Origin of the sequence: Aquitalea magnusonii, from assembly GCF_002217795.2 — a bacterium.
In the GTDB taxonomy this organism is placed as follows: Bacteria; Pseudomonadota; Gammaproteobacteria; order Burkholderiales; family Chromobacteriaceae; genus Aquitalea; species Aquitalea magnusonii_B.
Genome location: NZ_AP018823.1, coordinates 2,657,748 through 2,676,000, shown reverse-complemented (window position 1 = coordinate 2,676,000; position 18,253 = coordinate 2,657,748). Strand labels below are relative to the sequence as shown.

17 protein-coding genes and 1 pseudogene are annotated in these 18,253 nt (G+C 60.3%); 8 read left to right on the top strand and 10 right to left on the bottom strand.

What is annotated here, in order from left to right:
* Nucleotides 1–71: 71 nt before the first annotated feature.
* Nucleotides 72–2,888 (bottom strand): valine--tRNA ligase, encoded by a 2,817-nt coding sequence (locus tag DLM_RS12700; RefSeq protein WP_089086027.1) that lies wholly within the window; start codon nt 2,886–2,888, stop codon nt 72–74.
* Nucleotides 2,889–3,028: 140 nt separating this feature from the next.
* Between DLM_RS12700 and DLM_RS12695 the strand changes: the two genes are divergently transcribed.
* Nucleotides 3,029–4,336: a diguanylate cyclase gene (locus DLM_RS12695; protein WP_231959852.1), complete on the top strand. Its 1,308-nt coding sequence runs from the start codon at nt 3,029–3,031 to the stop codon at nt 4,334–4,336.
* 42 nt (nt 4,337–4,378) lie between these two features.
* Here the strand turns inward: DLM_RS12695 and DLM_RS12690 are convergent, their stop codons facing one another.
* A complete protein-coding gene (locus DLM_RS12690) occupies nt 4,379–4,717 on the bottom strand; it encodes an SMR family transporter (RefSeq protein ID WP_089086029.1) in 339 nt (112 codons plus the stop codon).
* Between the two features lie 16 nt (nt 4,718–4,733).
* The gene (locus DLM_RS12685) at nt 4,734–5,189 is read right to left on the bottom strand and encodes a multidrug/biocide efflux PACE transporter (protein ID WP_089086030.1); all 456 of its coding nucleotides are present in this window, start codon (nt 5,187–5,189) and stop codon (nt 4,734–4,736) included.
* A gap of 105 nt (nt 5,190–5,294) precedes the next feature.
* Between DLM_RS12685 and DLM_RS12680 the strand changes: the two genes are divergently transcribed.
* The 3 genes from DLM_RS12680 to DLM_RS12670 all read left to right on the top strand — a co-directional run bounded on the left by DLM_RS12680 (nt 5,295) and on the right by DLM_RS12670 (nt 7,750).
* Nucleotides 5,295–6,155 carry a LysR family transcriptional regulator gene (locus tag DLM_RS12680; RefSeq protein WP_089086031.1) on the top strand — a complete coding sequence of 287 codons (861 nt, stop codon included), beginning with the start codon at nt 5,295–5,297 and terminating at the stop codon, nt 6,153–6,155.
* A 117-nt stretch (nt 6,156–6,272) separates the two neighbouring features.
* Nucleotides 6,273–6,977: a glutathione S-transferase N-terminal domain-containing protein gene (locus DLM_RS12675; RefSeq protein WP_089086032.1), complete on the top strand. Its 705-nt coding sequence runs from the start codon at nt 6,273–6,275 to the stop codon at nt 6,975–6,977.
* Between the two features lie 95 nt (nt 6,978–7,072).
* Nucleotides 7,073–7,750 carry a hypothetical protein gene (locus tag DLM_RS12670; RefSeq protein ID WP_145985849.1) on the top strand — a complete coding sequence of 226 codons (678 nt, stop codon included), beginning with the start codon at nt 7,073–7,075 and terminating at the stop codon, nt 7,748–7,750.
* A 63-nt stretch (nt 7,751–7,813) separates the two neighbouring features.
* On the opposite strand, the gene DLM_RS12665 is transcribed toward DLM_RS12670, so the two are convergent.
* Entirely contained in the window at nt 7,814–8,548 is a 735-nt protein-coding gene (locus tag DLM_RS12665) for a peptidylprolyl isomerase (protein ID WP_089086034.1), read from the bottom strand.
* Between the two features lie 255 nt (nt 8,549–8,803).
* On the opposite strand from DLM_RS12665, the gene DLM_RS12660 reads away from it, so the two are divergent.
* The gene (locus tag DLM_RS12660; RefSeq protein WP_167467103.1) at nt 8,804–10,105 is read left to right on the top strand and encodes a ferric reductase-like transmembrane domain-containing protein; all 1,302 of its coding nucleotides are present in this window, start codon (nt 8,804–8,806) and stop codon (nt 10,103–10,105) included.
* A 13-nt stretch (nt 10,106–10,118) separates the two neighbouring features.
* Here the strand turns inward: DLM_RS12660 and DLM_RS12655 are convergent, their stop codons facing one another.
* The 3 genes from DLM_RS12655 to coaBC all read right to left on the bottom strand — a co-directional run bounded on the left by DLM_RS12655 (nt 10,119) and on the right by coaBC (nt 12,961).
* Nucleotides 10,119–11,132: a GGDEF domain-containing protein gene (locus DLM_RS12655; RefSeq protein ID WP_089086036.1), complete on the bottom strand. Its 1,014-nt coding sequence runs from the start codon at nt 11,130–11,132 to the stop codon at nt 10,119–10,121.
* A 117-nt stretch (nt 11,133–11,249) separates the two neighbouring features.
* Nucleotides 11,250–11,702, bottom strand: coding sequence for a dUTP diphosphatase (gene dut / locus DLM_RS12650; protein ID WP_089086037.1), 453 nt, complete (start codon nt 11,700–11,702; stop codon nt 11,250–11,252).
* 80 nt (nt 11,703–11,782) lie between these two features.
* Nucleotides 11,783–12,961, bottom strand: coding sequence for a bifunctional phosphopantothenoylcysteine decarboxylase/phosphopantothenate--cysteine ligase CoaBC (gene coaBC, locus DLM_RS12645; RefSeq protein ID WP_089086038.1), 1,179 nt, complete (start codon nt 12,959–12,961; stop codon nt 11,783–11,785).
* 175 nt (nt 12,962–13,136) lie between these two features.
* Here coaBC and radC point away from each other — a divergent pair, with 175 nt between their 5' ends.
* The 3 genes from radC to DLM_RS12630 all read left to right on the top strand — a co-directional run bounded on the left by radC (nt 13,137) and on the right by DLM_RS12630 (nt 14,797).
* On the top strand, nt 13,137–13,811 hold the full coding sequence (gene radC / locus DLM_RS12640) for a RadC family protein (RefSeq protein WP_089086039.1): 675 nt from the start codon (nt 13,137–13,139) through the stop codon (nt 13,809–13,811).
* A gap of 120 nt (nt 13,812–13,931) precedes the next feature.
* Nucleotides 13,932–14,183 carry a hypothetical protein gene (locus DLM_RS12635; RefSeq protein ID WP_089086040.1) on the top strand — a complete coding sequence of 84 codons (252 nt, stop codon included), beginning with the start codon at nt 13,932–13,934 and terminating at the stop codon, nt 14,181–14,183.
* Nucleotides 14,184–14,422: 239 nt separating this feature from the next.
* On the top strand, nt 14,423–14,797 hold the full coding sequence (locus tag DLM_RS12630) for an oxidoreductase (RefSeq protein ID WP_089086041.1): 375 nt from the start codon (nt 14,423–14,425) through the stop codon (nt 14,795–14,797).
* Between the two features lie 79 nt (nt 14,798–14,876).
* On the opposite strand, the gene DLM_RS12625 is transcribed toward DLM_RS12630, so the two are convergent.
* From DLM_RS12625 to DLM_RS12615, 3 genes and pseudogenes are all read right to left on the bottom strand, one after another.
* Nucleotides 14,877–15,485 carry a 3'-5' exonuclease gene (locus DLM_RS12625; RefSeq protein WP_089086042.1) on the bottom strand — a complete coding sequence of 203 codons (609 nt, stop codon included), beginning with the start codon at nt 15,483–15,485 and terminating at the stop codon, nt 14,877–14,879.
* Complete coding sequence (locus DLM_RS12620; RefSeq protein WP_089086043.1) at nt 15,485–17,290, bottom strand: putative nucleotidyltransferase substrate binding domain-containing protein; 1,806 nt, start codon at nt 17,288–17,290, stop codon at nt 15,485–15,487. Before DLM_RS12620 ends, DLM_RS12625 begins: the two co-directional genes overlap by 1 nt.
* A gap of 166 nt (nt 17,291–17,456) precedes the next feature.
* Nucleotides 17,457–18,206: pseudogene (locus tag DLM_RS12615) on the bottom strand (class II glutamine amidotransferase); the annotation flags it as partial.
* Between the last annotated feature and the right edge of the window lie 47 nt (nt 18,207–18,253).

Genomic DNA, 18,253 nt, shown 5'->3' with positions numbered 1-18,253 from the left:
AGGCACTTATCACTGGAATGAGCCATAAAAAAAGCCCACCGGTGGTGGGCTTTTGTCTAAGTGAGGAGCAGTCAGGCCAGCTTGGCCAGTTGCACTTTCACCTTGTCCATCTTGTCGTTCAACTCGGCCAGTTGCGCTTTGTCACGCTCCACCAGATGCGCCGGGGCCTTGTCCACATAGCCCGGTTTTTCCAGCTTGGCGGTCAGCTTGGCCAGCTCGGCGTCCAGCTTGCCCAGTTCCTTGGTGAGGCGGGCGGTTTCGGCGGCCTTGTCCACTTCCACCTTCAGCATCAGGCGGGCGTTGCCGGAGATGGCCACCGGCGCGTCGTCTGCCGGCAGGGTGGCGACGATGCTGCCTTCGGTCAGGCGGGCCAGCAGCTTCAGGTAGGGGATGAAATCCGCTACCGAGGCATCGCCGGTTTCAATAAACAGCGGGGCCTTCACGGCCGGGCCGATGCCCATTTCGCCACGCAGGTTGCGCACTGCGTTCACCATGTCCTTGAAGGCATCCATGCGCGCGTTGGCCGCGGCATTGATCTTCTCCAGCACGGCTACCGGCCATTGCGCCAGCATGATGGAGTCGGTCTTCTTGGCATTAGCCAGCGGGGCGACGGTTTGCCACAGCTCTTCGGTGATGAAGGGCATCAGCGGGTGGGTCAGGCGCAGGGCCACTTCCAGCACGCGCACGATGGTGCGGCGGGTGGCGCGTTGCTGGGCTTCGTTACCGTTTTGCAGCTGTACCTTGGCCAGTTCTACGTACCAGTCGCAGTACTCGTTCCAGATGAATTCGTAGATCACCTGGGCGGCCAGGTCGAAGCGGTAGGTTTCCAGCGCATTGGTGACGTCGGCTTCGGCCTGTTGCAGGCGGCCGATGATCCACTGGTCGACAAAGCTGAATTCCAGCGGCAGGCTTTCGTCCTGACCGCAGTCCTTGCCTTCCACGTTCATCATCACGAAGCGGGTGGCGTTCCACAGCTTGTTGCAGAAGTTGCGGTAGCCTTCTGCCCGCTTGAAGTCGAAGTTGACGCTGCGGCCCAGGGTGGCATAGCTGGCCATGGTGAAACGCAGGGCGTCGGTGCCATAGGCCGGAATGCCTTCCGGGAACAGCTTTTCGGTGGCCTTGGCAATGGCCGGGGCTTTTTCCGGGCGGCGCAGGCCGGTGGTGCGTTTTTCCACCAGTGGTTGCAACGCGATGCCGTCGATCAGGTCCACCGGGTCAATCACATTGCCCTCGGACTTGGACATCTTCTTGCCTTCGTGGTCGCGCACCATGCCGTGGATGTACACGTCGCGGAACGGCACCTTGCCGGTGAAGTGCTTGGTCATCATGATCATCCGGGCTACCCAGAAGAAGATGATTTCGTAGCCGGTAACCAGCACATTGGAGGTGACAAAGGCGTTCAGTTCCGGGGTTTCTTCCGGCCAGCCCAGAGTGGAGAAGGGCACCAGCGCGGAGGAGAACCAGGTGTCCAGCACGTCCTGTTCGCGGCGCAGCGTCTTGCCCGGCGCCTTGGCCTGGGCTTCTGCTTCGGTACGGGCAACCACGATATTGCCGTCTTCGTCGTACCAGGCCGGAATCTGGTGGCCCCACCACAGTTGACGGGAGATACACCAGTCCTGGATGTTCTTCATCCACTGGTTGTAGGTGTTGACCCAGTTTTCCGGGATGAAGCGCACTTCGCCGGATTCCACGGCTTCGATAGCTTTCTGGGCGATGGACTGGCCGGTGGCGTCGCCTTCGCCCACCTTGCTCATGGCCACGAACCATTGGTCGGTCAGCAAGGGTTCGATGACGGTGCCGGTACGGTCGCCGCGCGGCACCATCAGCTTGTGCGGCTTGGTGTCCAGCAGCAGGCCCTGCGCTTGCAGGTCGGCCAGCATGGTCTTGCGGGCTTCCTGGGTGGTCAGGCCGGCGTAGGCGGCCGGCAGTTCGATGCTGCCCTGGGCGCTGCCGTCAAAGCCGAAGATCTGCGCCTTGGGCAGGATGGTGGCTTGCAGGCTCATCACATTGATGAGCGGGGTGTTGTGGCGCTTGCCCACTTCGTAGTCGTTGAAGTCGTGCGCCGGGGTGATCTTGACGAAGCCGGTGCCGAATTCCTTGTCCACATAGCTGTCGGCAATCACCGGGATGGTGCGGCCGGTCAGCGGCAGTTGCAGCTGTTTGCCCAGCAGGTGCTGATAGCGTTCGTCTTCCGGGTTGATGGCCACGGCTACGTCGCCCAGCAGGGTTTCCGGGCGGGTGGTGGCGACGGTGACAAATTCGTCGCTACCGACTACCGGGTATTTGATGTGCCACATATGGCCGTCTTCTTCCTCGGAAATCACTTCCAGGTCGGAGATGGCGGTGCCCAGCTTGGCATCCCAGTTGGACAGGCGCTTGCCACGGTAGATCAGGCCTTGTTCGTACAGGCGTACGAATACTTCGGTCACCACTTCGGCGCGCACGTCGTCCATGGTGAAGTATTCACGGCTCCAGTCCACCGAGCAGCCTACGCGGCGCATCTGGCTGGTGATGGTGCCGCCGGATTTTTCCTTCCATTCCCACACCTTGGCGGTGAACGCTTCGCGGCCCATGTCGTGGCGGTTGATGCCTTGTTCGGCCAACTGGCGTTCCACCACGATCTGGGTGGCAATGCCGGCGTGGTCGGTGCCGGGAATCCATACCGTGTTGTCGCCCTTCATGCGGTAGTAGCGCGTCAGGCCATCCATGATGGTCTGGTTGAAGGCGTGGCCCATGTGCAGGGTGCCGGTGACATTGGGCGGCGGCAACTGGATGGCGAAGGACGGCTTGGTGGTGTCCATGCTCGGCTTGAAGTAGCCGGCCTGTTCCCAGTGTTGGTACCAACGGCGTTCGATATCGCCCGGTTCAAAGCTCTTGGCAAGTTCCATGGTGGTGAATGGTGTGTCTTATGCTGAAAAAATGGGTCGATTATACCCTTTTTTGCGGTGTTCTCCGAGCCGGCTGGCAGCGCTGCTGCTGGCTTGATTTAACATAAGCTTTACTGACAGAAAGTCTGGCTTCGTCAATAATGGGTGCCATCTCTCTTGACGAACAACAATCCACCACTCGCATGGACGCCCCGCGCATTCTCGTGATCGAAGACAGCCTGATGCTGATTCGCCCCCTGTGCCGTCTGGTCAATAAGCAGGGTTTTATTGCGGTGCCGGTAACCAGCCTGGCCGAGGTGCGCCAGGCCCTGGCCGTAGACCCGCGTTTTATGGCGGCGGTGGCGGATTACTGTCTGCCCGATGCGCCCAGCGGCGAGGTGTTGCCACTGCTGCTGGAAAACCGCATTCCCACCGTGGTGCTGACCGCGCACAACGATATGGCCACGCGTGAGCGGGTGTTGAGTATGCCGGTGGTGGACTACATTCCCAAGGAAAGTCCATCCGCCTTTGAATACGTGATGAAGATGCTGCGCCGCATCCGTCTTAACCCCAGCATCAAGGTGCTGGTGGTGGACGATTCGCTGGCCATGCGCCAGCTCTTGCGCACCCAGTTGGAGCGCCATCTGTATCAGGTGCTGGAAGCGGCCGATGCGGAACAGGCGCTGACCATTCTCCGGCAGGAGCGCGGCATCAAGCTGGTGCTGACCGATCACGACATGCCGGGCATGGACGGGGTACGCATGACCAGCACGGTGCGGCGTTTTCTGGACCCCACCCACCTGGCCATTATCGGGATTTCCGGTAGCCAGGACCCCACCATGACGGCACGCTTCATCAAGGCCGGGGCGGATGATTACCTGCAAAAACCCTTCAATTACGAAGAATTTTTCTGCCGCGTCACGCGCAATGTGGAGTTTGTGGAAAACCTGCAGGCGCTGAAGGAATCTGCCAGCAAAGACCCGCTGTCCGGCCTGTCCAACCGGCGGCATTTTTTCGAACAGGCCAGCGCCTTGCGCCACAATATCGGTGTGGCGGTGCTGGATATCGACCTGTTCAAGCGCATCAACGATGGCTACGGCCATGATGTGGGCGACCGGGTGATCTACCAGACTGCCCGCTTGCTGGAGTCTTTCTTCCCGGACGACATTGTTGCCCGTTTTGGCGGCGAGGAGTTCGTCATCCTCAGTCAAGAAGTGAATGCCAGCGTGATGCTGGCCCAACTGGACAAGCTGCGCCGGGCGCTGGCCAATCTGGAAATCAGCACCCCGCTGGGCGATTTGCGTTTTACCGTCAGCATCGGCATGGCGGCCACCGATGAAAGCGATATCGGCAATCTGCTCAAACAGGCGGACAACTATCTTTATCAGGCCAAGCACCGTGGCCGCAATCAGGTGTGTGGCGGCATGGTGACGGCTCAGGGGAATGATTCCCCGCTGGCCCTGGCATGAAAACAGGGGCCGGAGCCCCTTGGTCTTGTGCCATCCCTCCCTTTAATGTACTGCCGAGCGGGAAAACAGGTTCAGCACCAGTACGCCGCCAATGATCATGGCCATGCCGATGATGGCGGGCAGGTCCAGCTTCTGGCCGTATAACTGCCAGGCCACCAGCGAAACCAGCACGATGCCCGCGCCGGACCAGATGGCATACACCACCCCCACCGGTACGTGACGCAGCGTCAGTGACAGCATGTACAGCGACAGCATGTAGCCGGCGGCGGTCAGTACGGACGGGCCAAGCCGGGTAAAGCCTTCGGTCAGCTTCATCGATGAGGTGGCCACCACTTCGGCCAGAATGGCGATGCTCAGGAAAATCCAGGCGTTGTTGTTCATCTCGGTCTCCCTTGGTTTATTCGCTTTGCGACAGCACAGTTTGCCTGCCTTGCATGACACGCTGACGCAGCCGGTCGTAAGCCAGATTGAATAGATAGGTATAGGGCAGGAAAAAGGCAAAGAAGCCCAGGTCCAGCAGCAATGCCTGCCACAGCGATGTGTCAAGCCACCAGGCCGCCAGTGGCACCAGCATCACCACCAGTCCGCCCTCAAACAGCAAGGCATGTGCGCTGCGCACCCACACCGTACGCTGCAGCCCCCAGCGCCGCTCCGCCCGCTCGAACAGGGCGTTGAACAGCATATTGAACAGCATGGCCACGCCGGACATCATCAGCGCCAGCACCCCCATCTGGCCCATGCCGTTGCCAGTCAGCAGGGCGGCCAGTGGCACCAGCATGGCCATGGCGCAGGCTTCATACAGCACGGCGTGCAAGACGCGCTCCTGGATGCGCTTGTTGTCGGCTGTTGGCATGTGACTTTCCTTTCTGATGCGGATGATGCGGTTTGACCGGCTTTGGGTGACATTCTGATTGGTTTGTCGGATAGTTAAAAAATAAAATCCATCGGAGAAACCGATATGTCCTGGTCGCTAGATGCCATTGCCGCCTTCAGCACGGCAGCCGAGCTAGGCTCGTTCTCTGCTGCGGCGCGTCGCCTGGGCAAGAGTCAGTCCACCATCAGCGAGGCGATTGCCAATCTGGAGATCGATCTGGGTGTCAGCCTGTTCGATCGCAGTGGCCGGCAACCGCTACTGACTGCTGCCGGCCAGCAACTGCTCAGCCATGCCCGCCAGTTGCTCGATGCCAGCGATGCACTGGCGCGAGTGGCCGGTCTGCTGGGCGGCGGGCTGGAGCCGCGGCTGACCATCGTGCTGTCCGACACTTTTCAGTCCGAATCGCTGGAGCAGATGTTGCGCCTGTTCGAACAGCAATTTCCGGCGCTGGAACTGGAAACCCTGGTGGCAGAAAAAGAAGATGTGATTGATCTGGTGGAAAGTGGTCGGGCACAGCTTGGCTTTGTCTCGGGACTGGCGCGCTATCCGGCGGATATCGGTTATTACCCCATGCCGGATGCCAGTCAGAGCAGCCTGTATGTCAGCAGCAATCATCCGCTGGCGGGCCTCGCCAGTGTCAGCCGCGAACAACTGGCCGCCGAACGGGAGCTGCGGCTCAACACCTACTATGGCCCGCCCAGCGCCACCCTCGGTGCGCGCTGCTGGTCCGCTCCCAGCTACCTGCTGCTGCTGGAAATGACGCGGCTGGGCTTTGGCTGGTCCGAGCTGCCCAGTTGGCTGGCCGTCAACTTTGGCGGGGACGAGCTGAGCGAGCTGAAAGTGGCCGGCTGGCCCAAGGCGGTGCAGGTGGATCTGGTGTGGTCGCAGGCACGCCAGCCCGGCCGGGCGGCCTCCTGGGTGCTGGCGCAGTTGATGGAAGGTTGATCAGCCAGCAAAACACTGCGTTCTGCAAATCGCGCTTGTCGCATCCTTCTTTGCCCATACTATCCAAAAACGCTTCACCTTCCGCGCCATCACGCAGTCATTTATAAAGGCATGTTTATGAGCAATCTGTCCTCCTTCGCCATTACCGGCAAATGGCCGGCGCAATATCCGGACCGTCTGCAACTGTATTCCCTGCCCACCCCCAACGGGGTAAAGGTATCCATCATGCTGGAGGAGTGCGGCCTGCCGTATGAGGCGCATCTGGTCAGCTTTGAAAGCAACGATCAGTTCAGCCCGGAATTCCTGTCACTCAATCCCAATAACAAGATTCCGGCCATCCTTGACCCCAAGGGGCCGGATGGCAAGCCGCTGGCCTTGTTTGAGTCCGGTGCCATCCTGCTGTATCTGGCGGAGAAAACCGGCCAGTTCCTGCCGGCTGATCCGGCTCTGCGTTATGAAACCATTCAGTGGCTGATGTTCCAGATGGGCGGAGTGGGGCCGATGTTTGGCCAACTGGGTTTCTTCCACAAATTTGCTGGCAAGGACATAGAAGATAAACGTCCGCGCGACCGCTACGTGGCCGAGTCGCGCCGTCTGCTTGGCGTGCTGGATGCCCGCCTGAAAGGCCGTCGCTGGATCATGGGCGATGATTACACCATCGCCGACATGGCCATCCTGCCCTGGGTGCGCAATCTGGTGCAGTTTTATGGCGCGGGCGAACTGGTGGGCTATGCCGATTTTGTCGAAGTGCAGCGCGTGCTGGATGCCTTCCTGGCACGTCCGGCGGTGCAGGCGGGCCTGAACCAGCCGCCACGCAACTGACCCTTCTGCTTGCTGCGTAGAAATACGCAGTCGATTGTCATGAGGAAGGATTGCGCTTAGTGTCTGCAGTTTCCATCATCAGGGAGTTGCTCCTCATGCGCGTCCTTCATTGCTTGCTTGTGGTTGTTGCTTGGTGTGGGCTGGCGTGGTCCCCGGCGCATGCCGCCTCGCTCTCTGAAGCGGAACTCAGCGGCCATTACTGGCTGCAGAATGTGCGCGAGGTGGGTGGGGAGTTGTTGTTGCGGCCGGATGCCAGCTTTGAATGGAAGTTGAGCTATGGCGCGGTCGATCAGTATGCCACGGGCAAATGGCGGCTCAAGGATGGCAAGCTGGAGCTGCTGGCCAGCAGGCCAAAGGGTTCGCCGCTGTTCCGGCTGTTTGCGGAGGATGAGCTGCGCATTCGCAAGCCGGCAGAGCCGGGCAGTTGGATCGCCATTGTCGGCGTGCCGCAGGTAGGGCCGGCTGCCGGCATGGAAGTGCTGTTTGAAAGTGCTGGCGGCAAGCGCTGGCGCGCGGTCACTGATCGCAATGGCGATGCCATCGTGCAGGTGGATGCCGCCGAGCGTTGGACGCGGGCAGGCTTGCGTCGGGATGGCGACCAGGGGGACTGGCAATGGTTTGCCATTCCGGCGGTTCGGGCAGAAGCCAGGCTGGCGGCTTTTGCCATTGATGACATCAGCCAGATTGCGCCGCTGCCATTTGAACAGATGATCCTGCTGCCACAACAAGGCAAGCTGAAAACGGAAGATGGCGGCATGGTGTATGCGCGCTAGGCCGTGTTGGCGGGCATAAAAAAAGCCGGGCTAGCCCGGCTTTTTGCATGGCGTGGTGCCGGATTACAGCGCCGGCATGCTGTAGCCTTCGATCTTGGCGGCTTGTACCAGACCGGCCAGATATTCATGCATGGCCTTGTTGCCGGCCATCTGGGTCAGGTATTGCTGCAGGCGTTCCTTGATGTCGTCAAAGCTGATCTGGCCGCCCTGATTGCGTTCGTTCACCTGGATGATGTGATAGCCGAACTGGGTTTGCACCAGGTTGGGGGTGATCTGGCCGGCTGCGGTGCTGAAAACGGCCTGTTCGAATTCCGGCACCATCTGGCCACGGCCAAACTGGCCCAGGCTGCCGCCTTGCTTGCCGGACGGGCAGGTGGAGTGTTCACGGGCCAGGTCGGCAAAGCGCGCTGGGTTGGCTTGTACTTCGGCCAGCACGCCTTCGGCCTTGGATTTGGCCAGCATATTGCCCAGTTCGTCACCACCACCCAGCGGGAACAGGATGTGGCTGGCCACGGCGGATTCGCCGCTGGCAAAACGTTCCGGGTATTCATCGTAGAAGGCGCGGCAGGTGGCTTCGTCTACCGGCTCAACCTGGATTTCCTTTTCCAGCAGGGCACCGATGGCTGCATTGGGGTTGGCCGCGTCCAGACCTTCCGCCTTGGCTTGTTGCAGCAGCAGCTCGCGCAGCACCAGTTCCTGGATAGTGGCATCGCGCGGATTGGGCGCGTCTGCGTGGTTTTCCTGTTCAGCCTGCACCATGGCTTCAGTGATTTCAACGCCGTTTACGATAATGGCCATGAGATTTTCCTGTTTGGGGAGAGTAAGTGAGACGCTGCAAAGTATACGGCGCGCTAAAAGTGGGAATTAAATGGGGCCGCCGGGGGTAATGTCAATAGCGTTGCCCGTTGCTGTGCTGGTTTTGTGCTGATTTGCGAATAATTGTTAAAGCGCGCCCCCGCTTATTACATAGCAACATCTCGGTCTTGCTGCTTAAAAGGCAAGACAAGCCGCGGTAGTCCAATGTCCTCAATCTTTCCAATCAGGACGCTGGACATGAAAACTTTCCGCTGGGCTGCTTATCCGCTAGCCAGTGCCATGCTGCTGACCGCACTGGCCTTCGTGCTGTGTCACGCGCTTTATATTCCCTGGCCGGACAATTACTTTGCCTGGCGTCACGAATTGATGCTGCTTAGCGGCGTGGAACTGATCATGCTGATGTCGCTGGGCATGTTGCTGGGTATACGCCCCTTGTGGCTGGAAAAGCTGTGGGGCGGGCTGGACAAGCTGTACCGGCTGCATCGCCGGCTGGGTATTGCCGCCGGTCTGATGTTGGCGGCGCACTGGTTGCTGGACCTGTCGCCGCGCTGGCTGATCCAGCTGGGGCTGATTGCGCCCAAGGTCAGGCCATTCCGTGCGCATGTTTTTTCCTGGACTGGCCTGGCCAAGCAGGTGGGTGAGTGGGCCGCCTGGGTGGTGCTCGGCCTGGTGATTGTCGCCTTGCTGCGCATGGTGCCGTATGGTTTCTGGCGCAAATTGCACAAGCTGTTTGCCCCGGTATATCTGATGGGGGTGTTTCACAGTGCCATCCTCATCCCGACGGCATTCTGGTGGACGCCGCTGGGCTGGGCGCTGGCCGTGCTGCTGCTGGTTGGCAGCTATGCCGCTATTGCTTCCTTGCAGCGCAAGGTGGGTAGCTTGCAGCGCCATGCCGGTAGCGTTACCGCCGTGCATGTCCTGCCGGGCAATATGCTGGAACTCCGTTGTGAGGTGCCGCGCTGGCCTGGGCATCAGGCGGGGCAGTTTGCCCTGTTGCGACTGGATGCGGCAGAAGGTGCCCACCCCTTTACCATTGCTTCGGCCTGGCCAGGGCATGGCGAGCTGCGTTTTGTCATCAAGGCGCTGGGAGACTACACCGCCAGCCTGCCCGCCAGGGTGAAGCCAGGCTGCAAGGTGGTGCTGGAGGGGCCTTATGGTGGTTTTACCGGCGGGGTGGATGGTAGGCCGCTGTCCGGACCGCAGGTATGGGTAGCCGGTGGAGTGGGGGTGACACCTTTCCTGGCCTGGCTGCAGGCTTGCTGGCAGCCGGTGACGATGCCGGTGGATTTCTTCTACTGCGTGCGCAAGGCCAGTGAAGCCGCCGGGCTGGATGAAGTGCGCCATGCCTGTCAGCGGCTGGGTATCCGCCTGCACTTGCTGGAGAGCGATCACGGCCAGCGGCTGGAGGTGGCAGCGCTGCCCGAGGCTGCCGATGTGTGGTTCTGCGGGCCGGAAGGTTTGGGGCAGAGCCTGCAGCGCCAGTTGGCCAGCCGCGCGGTGCCGCCGCGTTTCCATCACGAGGCATTCTCGCTGCGCTGAGCTCGTCACCGCTTCAGAACAGGTCGATGTCGCCGCTGACGACTTCGGCCTCGCTCACCATGCCCAGTTGTTGCAGGGCTTCAAACTGGTTTACCTGGTTGCGGCCATGGGTTTTGGAGTAATACAGCGCCTTGTCGGCACGCTCTATCACCTGGGCCGGCACCAGGCAGTTGCCCAGTCTGGTAAAGCCGATGCTCACCGTGATCTGACCCACTTGTGGAAAGGGCTGGCTGGCGATGCGGGTGCAGAAACCTTCCAGTATGGCCTGCGCCTTTTCCTCGCTGGCTGAGTGAAACAGGATGGCAAATTCCTCGCCACCGTAGCGGTACAGGCCATCGTCCTCACCAAAAAACTGCTGCATGCGCTGCGCCAGCATCAGCAGCACTTCATCGCCGATGATGTGGCCGTAATTGTCATTAACCTGCTTGAAGTGATCGATATCCAGCAGTGCCAGAAACGGGATGCGCTGGCTGCGACCTGCCGTTACGCCTACCAGTGAAAACAGTTGGGCATCAAACTTGCGTCTATTGTTGAGGCCGGTGAGGGTGTCACTGTCCGATGCATGCAGCAGATTGAGGAAGTTCTCGTGGATGCGTGCCAGCGCAATCAGCAACTGGTTGTTTACCACGCTATCGGCAGATGGCGTCACCATCAGCACGGCAATCACCTGATTGGCCTGGTAAAGCGGTACGCAAAGACCGGTATCGGTAGGGTAGATGAGCTGATGTGCTTCCTGTTGCAGCAGGATGCGCAACATTTTGCCGCCTGGCAGGGTCCAGGGCTGGTTTTGCTGGGGTAGCTCGTCCAGATTGTCCAGTTGGATGCGCCACCAGGGGTGGCCGTCTATCCAGCGGCAGTTGTACAGCGCGATGGTGCAGTCCGGCATCAGTTCGCGCAGCGTGGTCAGCAGGCTGATTTCCAGCGTTCTGCGCTCGCGCTGGGCGGTCAGTTCAACAAGACTGTCCAGGATTTCCGGCAAGGGTGGTGCCGGTGGCGTGTTGTGTGAAGAGACGCTGGGCATATCCATTGAGGCCACATTGGTTGCTGCAGGGCAGTTTCATGACAAACGATGGAGCCAGTATAGGCAGTCAATGACAGGGAAGCCAGCGGGCGAGCGGCCATGTGCCGGCCGCCCGTCTAGCTGTCAACTGCGTCCGGTGCTGCCGAAACCGCCTTCGCCGCGCTCGGACTGGTCGAACTCATCCACCAGATTGAACTGCACCTGAACCACCGGCACGATGATCATCTGGGCAATGCGTTCCAGTGGTGCCAGGCGGAAGGCGGTGTGCCCCCGGTTCCACACCGAGACAAACAACTGGCCTTGGTAGTCGGAGTCGATCAGTCCTACCAGATTGCCCAGCACGATGCCATGTTTGTGGCCCAGGCCGGAACGCGGCAGGATCATGGCCGCCAGCTTGGGGTCGGCAATGTGAATGGCCATGCCGGTGGGCACCAGTTGGGTTTCACCCGGTGCAATCAGCAAGTCCTTGTCGATGGCGGCGCGCAGGTCCAGGCCGGCGGAGCCCGGCGTGGCGTAGTCGGGCAGGTTGTCGTGCAGGCGCGGGTCCAGCACTTTGACGTCTACAACAGGTTTCATGATGGTTTTCCTGCAAATGAAATGGGCAGGCAGGCCGCGTGGGCCTGCCTTGTAGGGCAAGGTCGGGTTGTGGTTGCGACTTAACGGGGCAGCAGGCGGGTTAGATGCTCGACAATGGCCCGAGCCACGGCGGGCTTGGGCAGGTCCGGCAGCGCGTGCGCACCGGCATCATCCAGCAGCACAACCTGGTTGCTGTCCGCACCCATGGCGTGTTGCGCCAGATTGGCCACCAGCAGCGGCAGCCGCTTTTTCTTGCGTTTGCTCTCGGCAAATTCCAGCAGGTTCTGGCTTTCGGCGGCAAAGCCGACACAGAACGGTGCGGCCGGCAGGCTGGCCACGGTGGCCAGGATGTCCGGGTTTTCTTCCAGTTCGATCACCGGCAGGCCGCTGCCCTTCTTGATCTTGTGCTCCGAGCGGTTTTTCACCCGGTAGTCGGCCACCGCGGCCACGCTGATGAAGATATCCGCGGCACCGACGGTCTGCATCACGCTATCGTGCATTTCGCGCGCGCTGCTCACATCGATGCGCTGCATGCCAATCGGTGCCGCCATGCCGGTGGGGCCGGAAATCAGCGTTACCTCGGCACCGGCGTCGCGGCAGGCGCGTGCCAGTGCATAGCCCATTTTACCGGAGCTGATATTGGTGATGCCGCGCACGGTATCGATGGCTTCATAAGTGGGGCCGGCGGTCAGCACCACTTTTTTGCCAGCCAGGGTCTTGGCCACAAAAAAGCCTTCCAGCAGTTCGGCGAGTGCTTCCGGCTCCAGCATGCGGCCTTCGCCCACCTCGCCGCAGGCTTGTTCACCGCTGTCCGGCCCCCATACCGACACCCCGTCTGCCTTCAGCTGGGCGACATTGCGCTGGGTGGGCGGGTTTTGCCACATCTGGCGGTTCATTGCCGGAGCGACGATCAGCGGACAGCTGCGGGCGGCGGCCAGGGTGGAAATCAGGTCATCGCTCACGCCGTGGGCCAGCTTGAACAGCAGGTTGGTGCTGGCCGGGGCAATCAGGAAGGCATCGGCCCGGCGCGATAGTTGTATGTGCGCCATGGCATTGTCGGGACGCGGGTCCCAGATATCCGTGTAGACCGCGTTGCCGGACAGGGCCTGAAAGGTGACTGGCGTGACAAAGCGGGTGGCGGCCTCGGTCATCACCACTTCCACCGTATGACCGGCCTTGACCAGCAGGCGGGTGAGTTCGGCAGCTTTGTAGGCGGCAATGCCGCCGCTCACACCGAGCAGGATGCGTCTGGCTGTCATCGGGCTTCCCGGATTACTGTGCAATATAAAGCCGAAAGTTTACCGGAAATTCCGCATGGCCGCGCAGCCGGCTTGCAACTGACCGTTGGCCGGGAGGGGAAGATGGCGGGGCGTGGATATGATGTTTGCCGACTGCGTCCAAACAAGCTATAGCCAGAGTAAGGGTAAATCATTCATGTCCATCATTGACTGGCCATTGGCCGAACGACCCCGTGAAAAATTGCTGGCCCAGGGGCCTGCCGCCCTGAGCGATGCCGAATTACTGGCCATCTTTCTGCGTACCGGCATCAAGGGAATGACGGCGGTGGACATGGCGCGGCAGCTACTGACGCAGTTTGGCTCGCTGGCGGCGCTGTTGGGCTGCCAACTGGCGGATTTTGAGCGCTGTCCTGGCCTTGGGGCTGCCAAGTATGCGCAGTTGATGGCGTGCAAGGAGCTGGCGCGCCGCGCGCTGGCTGAAGAAATGACGCTCAGCGATGTGCTGGACGGGCCGGATGCGGTGAAGAACTACCTGCGCTGGGCCATAGGACGGCGTGATGTCGAGGTATTTGTGGTGCTGTTTCTGAGTGCGCAGCACCGGCTTATCACCGTGGAGGAGCTGGCAAGTGGTACGCTGACCGAGGCGCGGGTCTATCCGCGAGAGGTGGCGCGGCGCTGTCTGCAACACAATGCAGCCGCCGTGATCGTGGCGCACAATCATCCCTCCGGCGTGGCGGAGCCTTCGGCGGCCGACCGGGCGCTGACCGCCAGTCTCACTGCGGCGCTGGCATTGCTGGATTGTCGTTTGCTGGATCATTTTGTGGTAACGGGCAGCCAGGCGGTGTCTATGGCCGAACTTGGCTGGCTGTGATGGGGGATGCGGATCGATGCTGTGCGGTAGCCTGACAGTGCTGCGCCAGTTGACGGGCGCATCTGGCTGGTGACTGTCGGCTGTGACCTTGTCTCTCAACTGCATCACACGGAGGTTGCCATGAACATCCTGCGCTTGCTCAATGAGTCGGATTACATTCAGGTCAACAACCAGTTTATCAAGCCGGATCAGCACGGCGCGTCGGAGGAGTTTGCCGATGAGGATGACATCGTGCTGGAAGCCCATGTTGATGGACAGGATCTGGTACTGACCCTGGGTGATCTGGAAGATGCCACGCCCTTGGCTGATGGTGGCTTCTGGCTGGAGGGCGTGGGCTATCTGCGCTTTCTGTCGCGGCAAAGCCTGCATTAGACAGGGCGGGGTGCTGCTGCCTGCGAACCTGATGCGCCCTGCATGGGTTTGCGGGCTGTCCTGTTGCGCCGCTTCCTGCTGGTGGTGTGGTTTTTCGGCCGGCCTGGCCTGACGATATACTTTTTCTTTTTCCTGGCTGCATGCAGTTTGATTTGTCTCAAATCAGGGTCTTGTCGCTGCTGTTAGAGTGTCGACTCTTATTCTAAAGGCATAATCTGCCGCATGGCTTCGAGGGTAATATGGAAAAATACAGAATCGGCATGATAGGCGCAGGTGTAACCGGCACCCCGCTGCTCCAGCAACTGCTGGATGCCCCGTTTGTTGAAATGGTCGGGGTGGCTGATCTGGATTTGCGTCTGCCCGGTATCGAGCTGGCGCGCGCGCGCGGCGTACCGGTAACCAGCAACTTCATCGAGATTGCCGAGCAGGGCGATCAGGTGGACATCATCATTGATGTCACCGGTTCGCGTAAGGTGCGCGAAGATCTGCGCCGCTTCATGCAGTTTTCCGGTAACAGCCATACTGTCATCGTGCATGAACGTGTTGCCTTGCTGATGATGTCGCTGGGTGCTGGCCAGCAAGTAGAAACCCAGCACGAGGAAATGGGCTACTGAGCCTGCGTTTACAGCAGGTGCGCAAGACAAAACCCGGCTTCGGCCGGGTTTTTTGCATTTCACGGCGGAACGCTGCGTATCAGCCAAAGCCACGTTGTTTCAAGGCCAGGTACAGCATGCCGGCGGTAATGGCGTCGTTCAGCGCGTCATGGCGCGGCAGGGCCGGCACTTGCAGGTCGGCAATCAGCTCGGCCAGCCGCAGGTCGATGTAGGCACCGGGGTTTTGCTTGAACTTGTAGTCGTAATAGCGGCCCGAGACTTCGATCTGCCGGTTGGGCAGGCTGATGCCGGTGATGCCGCGCACGTATTTGTTGAGCACGGCCACATCGTATTCCAGGTAGTAACCCACCAGCGGCCTCCCGCCAATGAAGTCCAGCAACTGCCGTACTGCGTCGTCTGCATCCAGCCCTTCCGACACATCCATCGGGCGCAGCCCGTGAATGCTGATGTTGCGGCTTTCCAGTTTGCGCGTGGGTTTGACCAGCACATAAAAGGCCTGGCTGGACAGGATGCGGTTGCCGCGCAGCTTCACCGCGCCAATGGATAGCAGTTCGGCTTCCTGTACTTTCAGGCTGGTGGTTTCGCAGTCCACGCTGACCACCTCCTGTGTGTCGTCGACAAACAGGGTGACATAGCGCGGGTCTTTGAGCATGCGGCGCTGCCACTGGCGTTTGAGATTGCCCAGCATCAGAAGCTCCCCAGACGGAAATGGTGGCGCAGCTGGGTGCGGAATTTCTTCACCACGCCCAGGGCGTCTTTCAGCAGGTCGCGTTCCAGCGTGGAGAGCTGATCGGGTTCAATCTGGTTGCCCGGCTGTTTGCCCAGCGACAGTTGCTGCAAGCCCTGGCTCAGCTTGAGGGTGAGCAGGAAGGACAGCGATTCGGCAATTTCACTGGCCAGCTCCTTGTCCAGATGCCCGGCTTCGGCCAGTGCGTGCAGCCGGTCGAAGGTGTTGCACTGGCTGATTCCGTGTTCCAGTGAGAGTGAACGCACGCCATGCACCAGCGGGAAAATGCCGCCTTTTTTCAGGTCCAGCATGGCCTTGCCGTTGCGCTCCTTGGTGAGCAGGTGGGAGAACAAGCCCAAAGGGGTGTCGAACTGTTCGATGGCGCGGGCAAAGCGCGAGAAAAAGCTGGCATCGTCGCGTAGCTGTTGCAGCAAATAGGCATGGCTGCGTTCCAGCAGGCTGGCATCGCCGGCGACGGCTTCGGCATCCACGTAAATGGCCAGGTTCATCAGCGCGGCACCATCCGGCTGGTACACCCATTGGTGAATCTGCTGTTGCAGCTGGCTTTCGGTCAGCCGCCAGGCGGCATTGTTGACCATGATCTGGCCCTGGCAGGGCGGGTAGCCAAAACGGGCCAGTGCGGCGGAAAAGGCTTCGCAGATGGCGGGCAGTTCCGGGTGGTTGAAGCCGTTGCGCAGGATCAGCGCATTGTCCTGATCGGTTTTGAGGATTTGTTCGCCACGGCCTTCCGAGCCCATTACCAGCAGGCAGCTATTGTCTTGCAGTTCTGCCGGGGCCAGTAGTTGCCAGGTGCGGGAGAACAGCCGGGCATTGAGGGTTTGCACCAGGCGGCCCAGTTGCGGGGCTTTGACGCCGTGGCTGAACAGGATTTGCACCAGACGGGTGATTTGAGCGGCGATTTCCGCCAGCTCGTCCAGCGTGTCGGCGCGATCCAGCCGCTGGGCAATCAGGTGGGAGTGGTTGGAGAAGTAGGACAGGATGTCCACCTGGGACAAGATACCGATGGCCTGGCCATTGTCGGTCACCACCAGGCGGCGGATATTGCGCCGGGTCATGATCAGCAGCGCATTGAACAGGAAGTCACCCACGTCCACGGTAAGCAGTTCGAAGCGGCACAGGGCTGCCAGTGGCGTGCTGCCGGGGACTTCGTTGAGCACGATGTCGCGAAAATCGGTAGTGGTGAAGATGCCCAGCCTGCCGTCATGGCGTACCAGTACCGACTTGACCTTATTGTCCTTCATCACCCGCGCCGCGTCGCGCACGCTGGTGCTGCCATCCACGAACACCGGGGTGCGGCTGCCGACATCGCGCACTGTGGCGGTGAGCAGGGTTTGTAGTTCGCGGTTGCCGGCACGTTGCGCCATGCTGCCGAACTTCTCTGACACGCTGGCATAAAAGTAGGCGCCAAAACGCGGGTTCTGTTCGGTCAGCGCCATCACCACATCCCGCGGCAGGGTGTAGAGCAGGGCTTCTTCGTGTACCACAAAGCGGTGTGGCGTCTGCCCGGCTACCATGGCGCGAGCGTCGAAGGTATCGCGTTCGCGGTAGAGGGTGATGACTTCGTCGCCTGCCATTTCACGCATGCTGCCTTTGAGCACCACGTACAGGGCATCTACCCGGTCGCTGGGGCCAAGCAGGCATTCTTCCTCGGCAAAAAACTGGATGTCGGCGTGTTTTTCCAGCGTTTGCTGTTCGCCGGGCGTCAGGGTGTCGAAGGGCGGATGGCTGAAGTCAAAACGGCTCATGATGTCTCTCCGGTGGCGCTATTGTTATCCATCTTGCAGAAGTGGCCTTTCAAACAGCATAACGCGGAAGCGACGGGCCGCAAACGAAAAAGCCGTTTCCTGAGAAACGGCTTGTGTAAGGCATGCAGCGGTATTCGCTTCAGTGGCCACTGCTTTGCAACGGTGCGCCGTCACGAAACAGCAATAGCTGGCCGGGCTGTAGCTGGATCCAGCTTTCGTTGTCGGTCAATGGCTGGGTGGCCACTACGGCCACCCGGTCGTACGGGGTGGTGACGGTGGAAAAATCTACGGTGACATCGTCGTCCACCAGATGGGCCTTGTTGAACGGCGCCTGGCGGATAATGTAGTGCAGATTGGTGGCGCAGTGGGCAAACAGCACTTCGCCATTGCTCAGCATGAAGTTGAATACGCCGTGCTGGCGGATTTCGGCCGCCAGGCGGTCGATTTCGGCAAACAGTTCGTCCAGTTGCGGCGCACTGCACCACTTGCTGCGCAATTGCTCCAGCAGGTAGCAAAAGGCGCGTTCCGAATCGGTGCTGCCCACCGGGTTGAAGTGACAGCCGGCTTCGGGCTGGAAGGTTTTCAGGTCGCCATTGTGGGCGAAAATCCAGTACTGGCCCCACATCTCGCGCATGAAGGGATGGGTATTGGCCAGATTGACCTCGCCCTGGGTGGCCTTGCGGATGTGGGCGATGACGTTTTGCGACTTGATCGGGTAATTGCGTACCAGATGGGCGACGGCGGATTCCACCGAGGGCTTGTCATCCAGAAAGATGCGGCAACCCTTGCCTTCAAAAAAGGCAATGCCCCAGCCATCGGCATGGTGGTCGGTGAGGCCGCCACGGCGGTGGAAGCCTTCAAAGGAAAACAGGATGTCGGTGGGGGTATTGCAATTCATGCCTAATAGCTGGCACATGGGGTCATCACTCGCTGCTATGGGGTGTTTCGGGGGTGTTGGCCGGG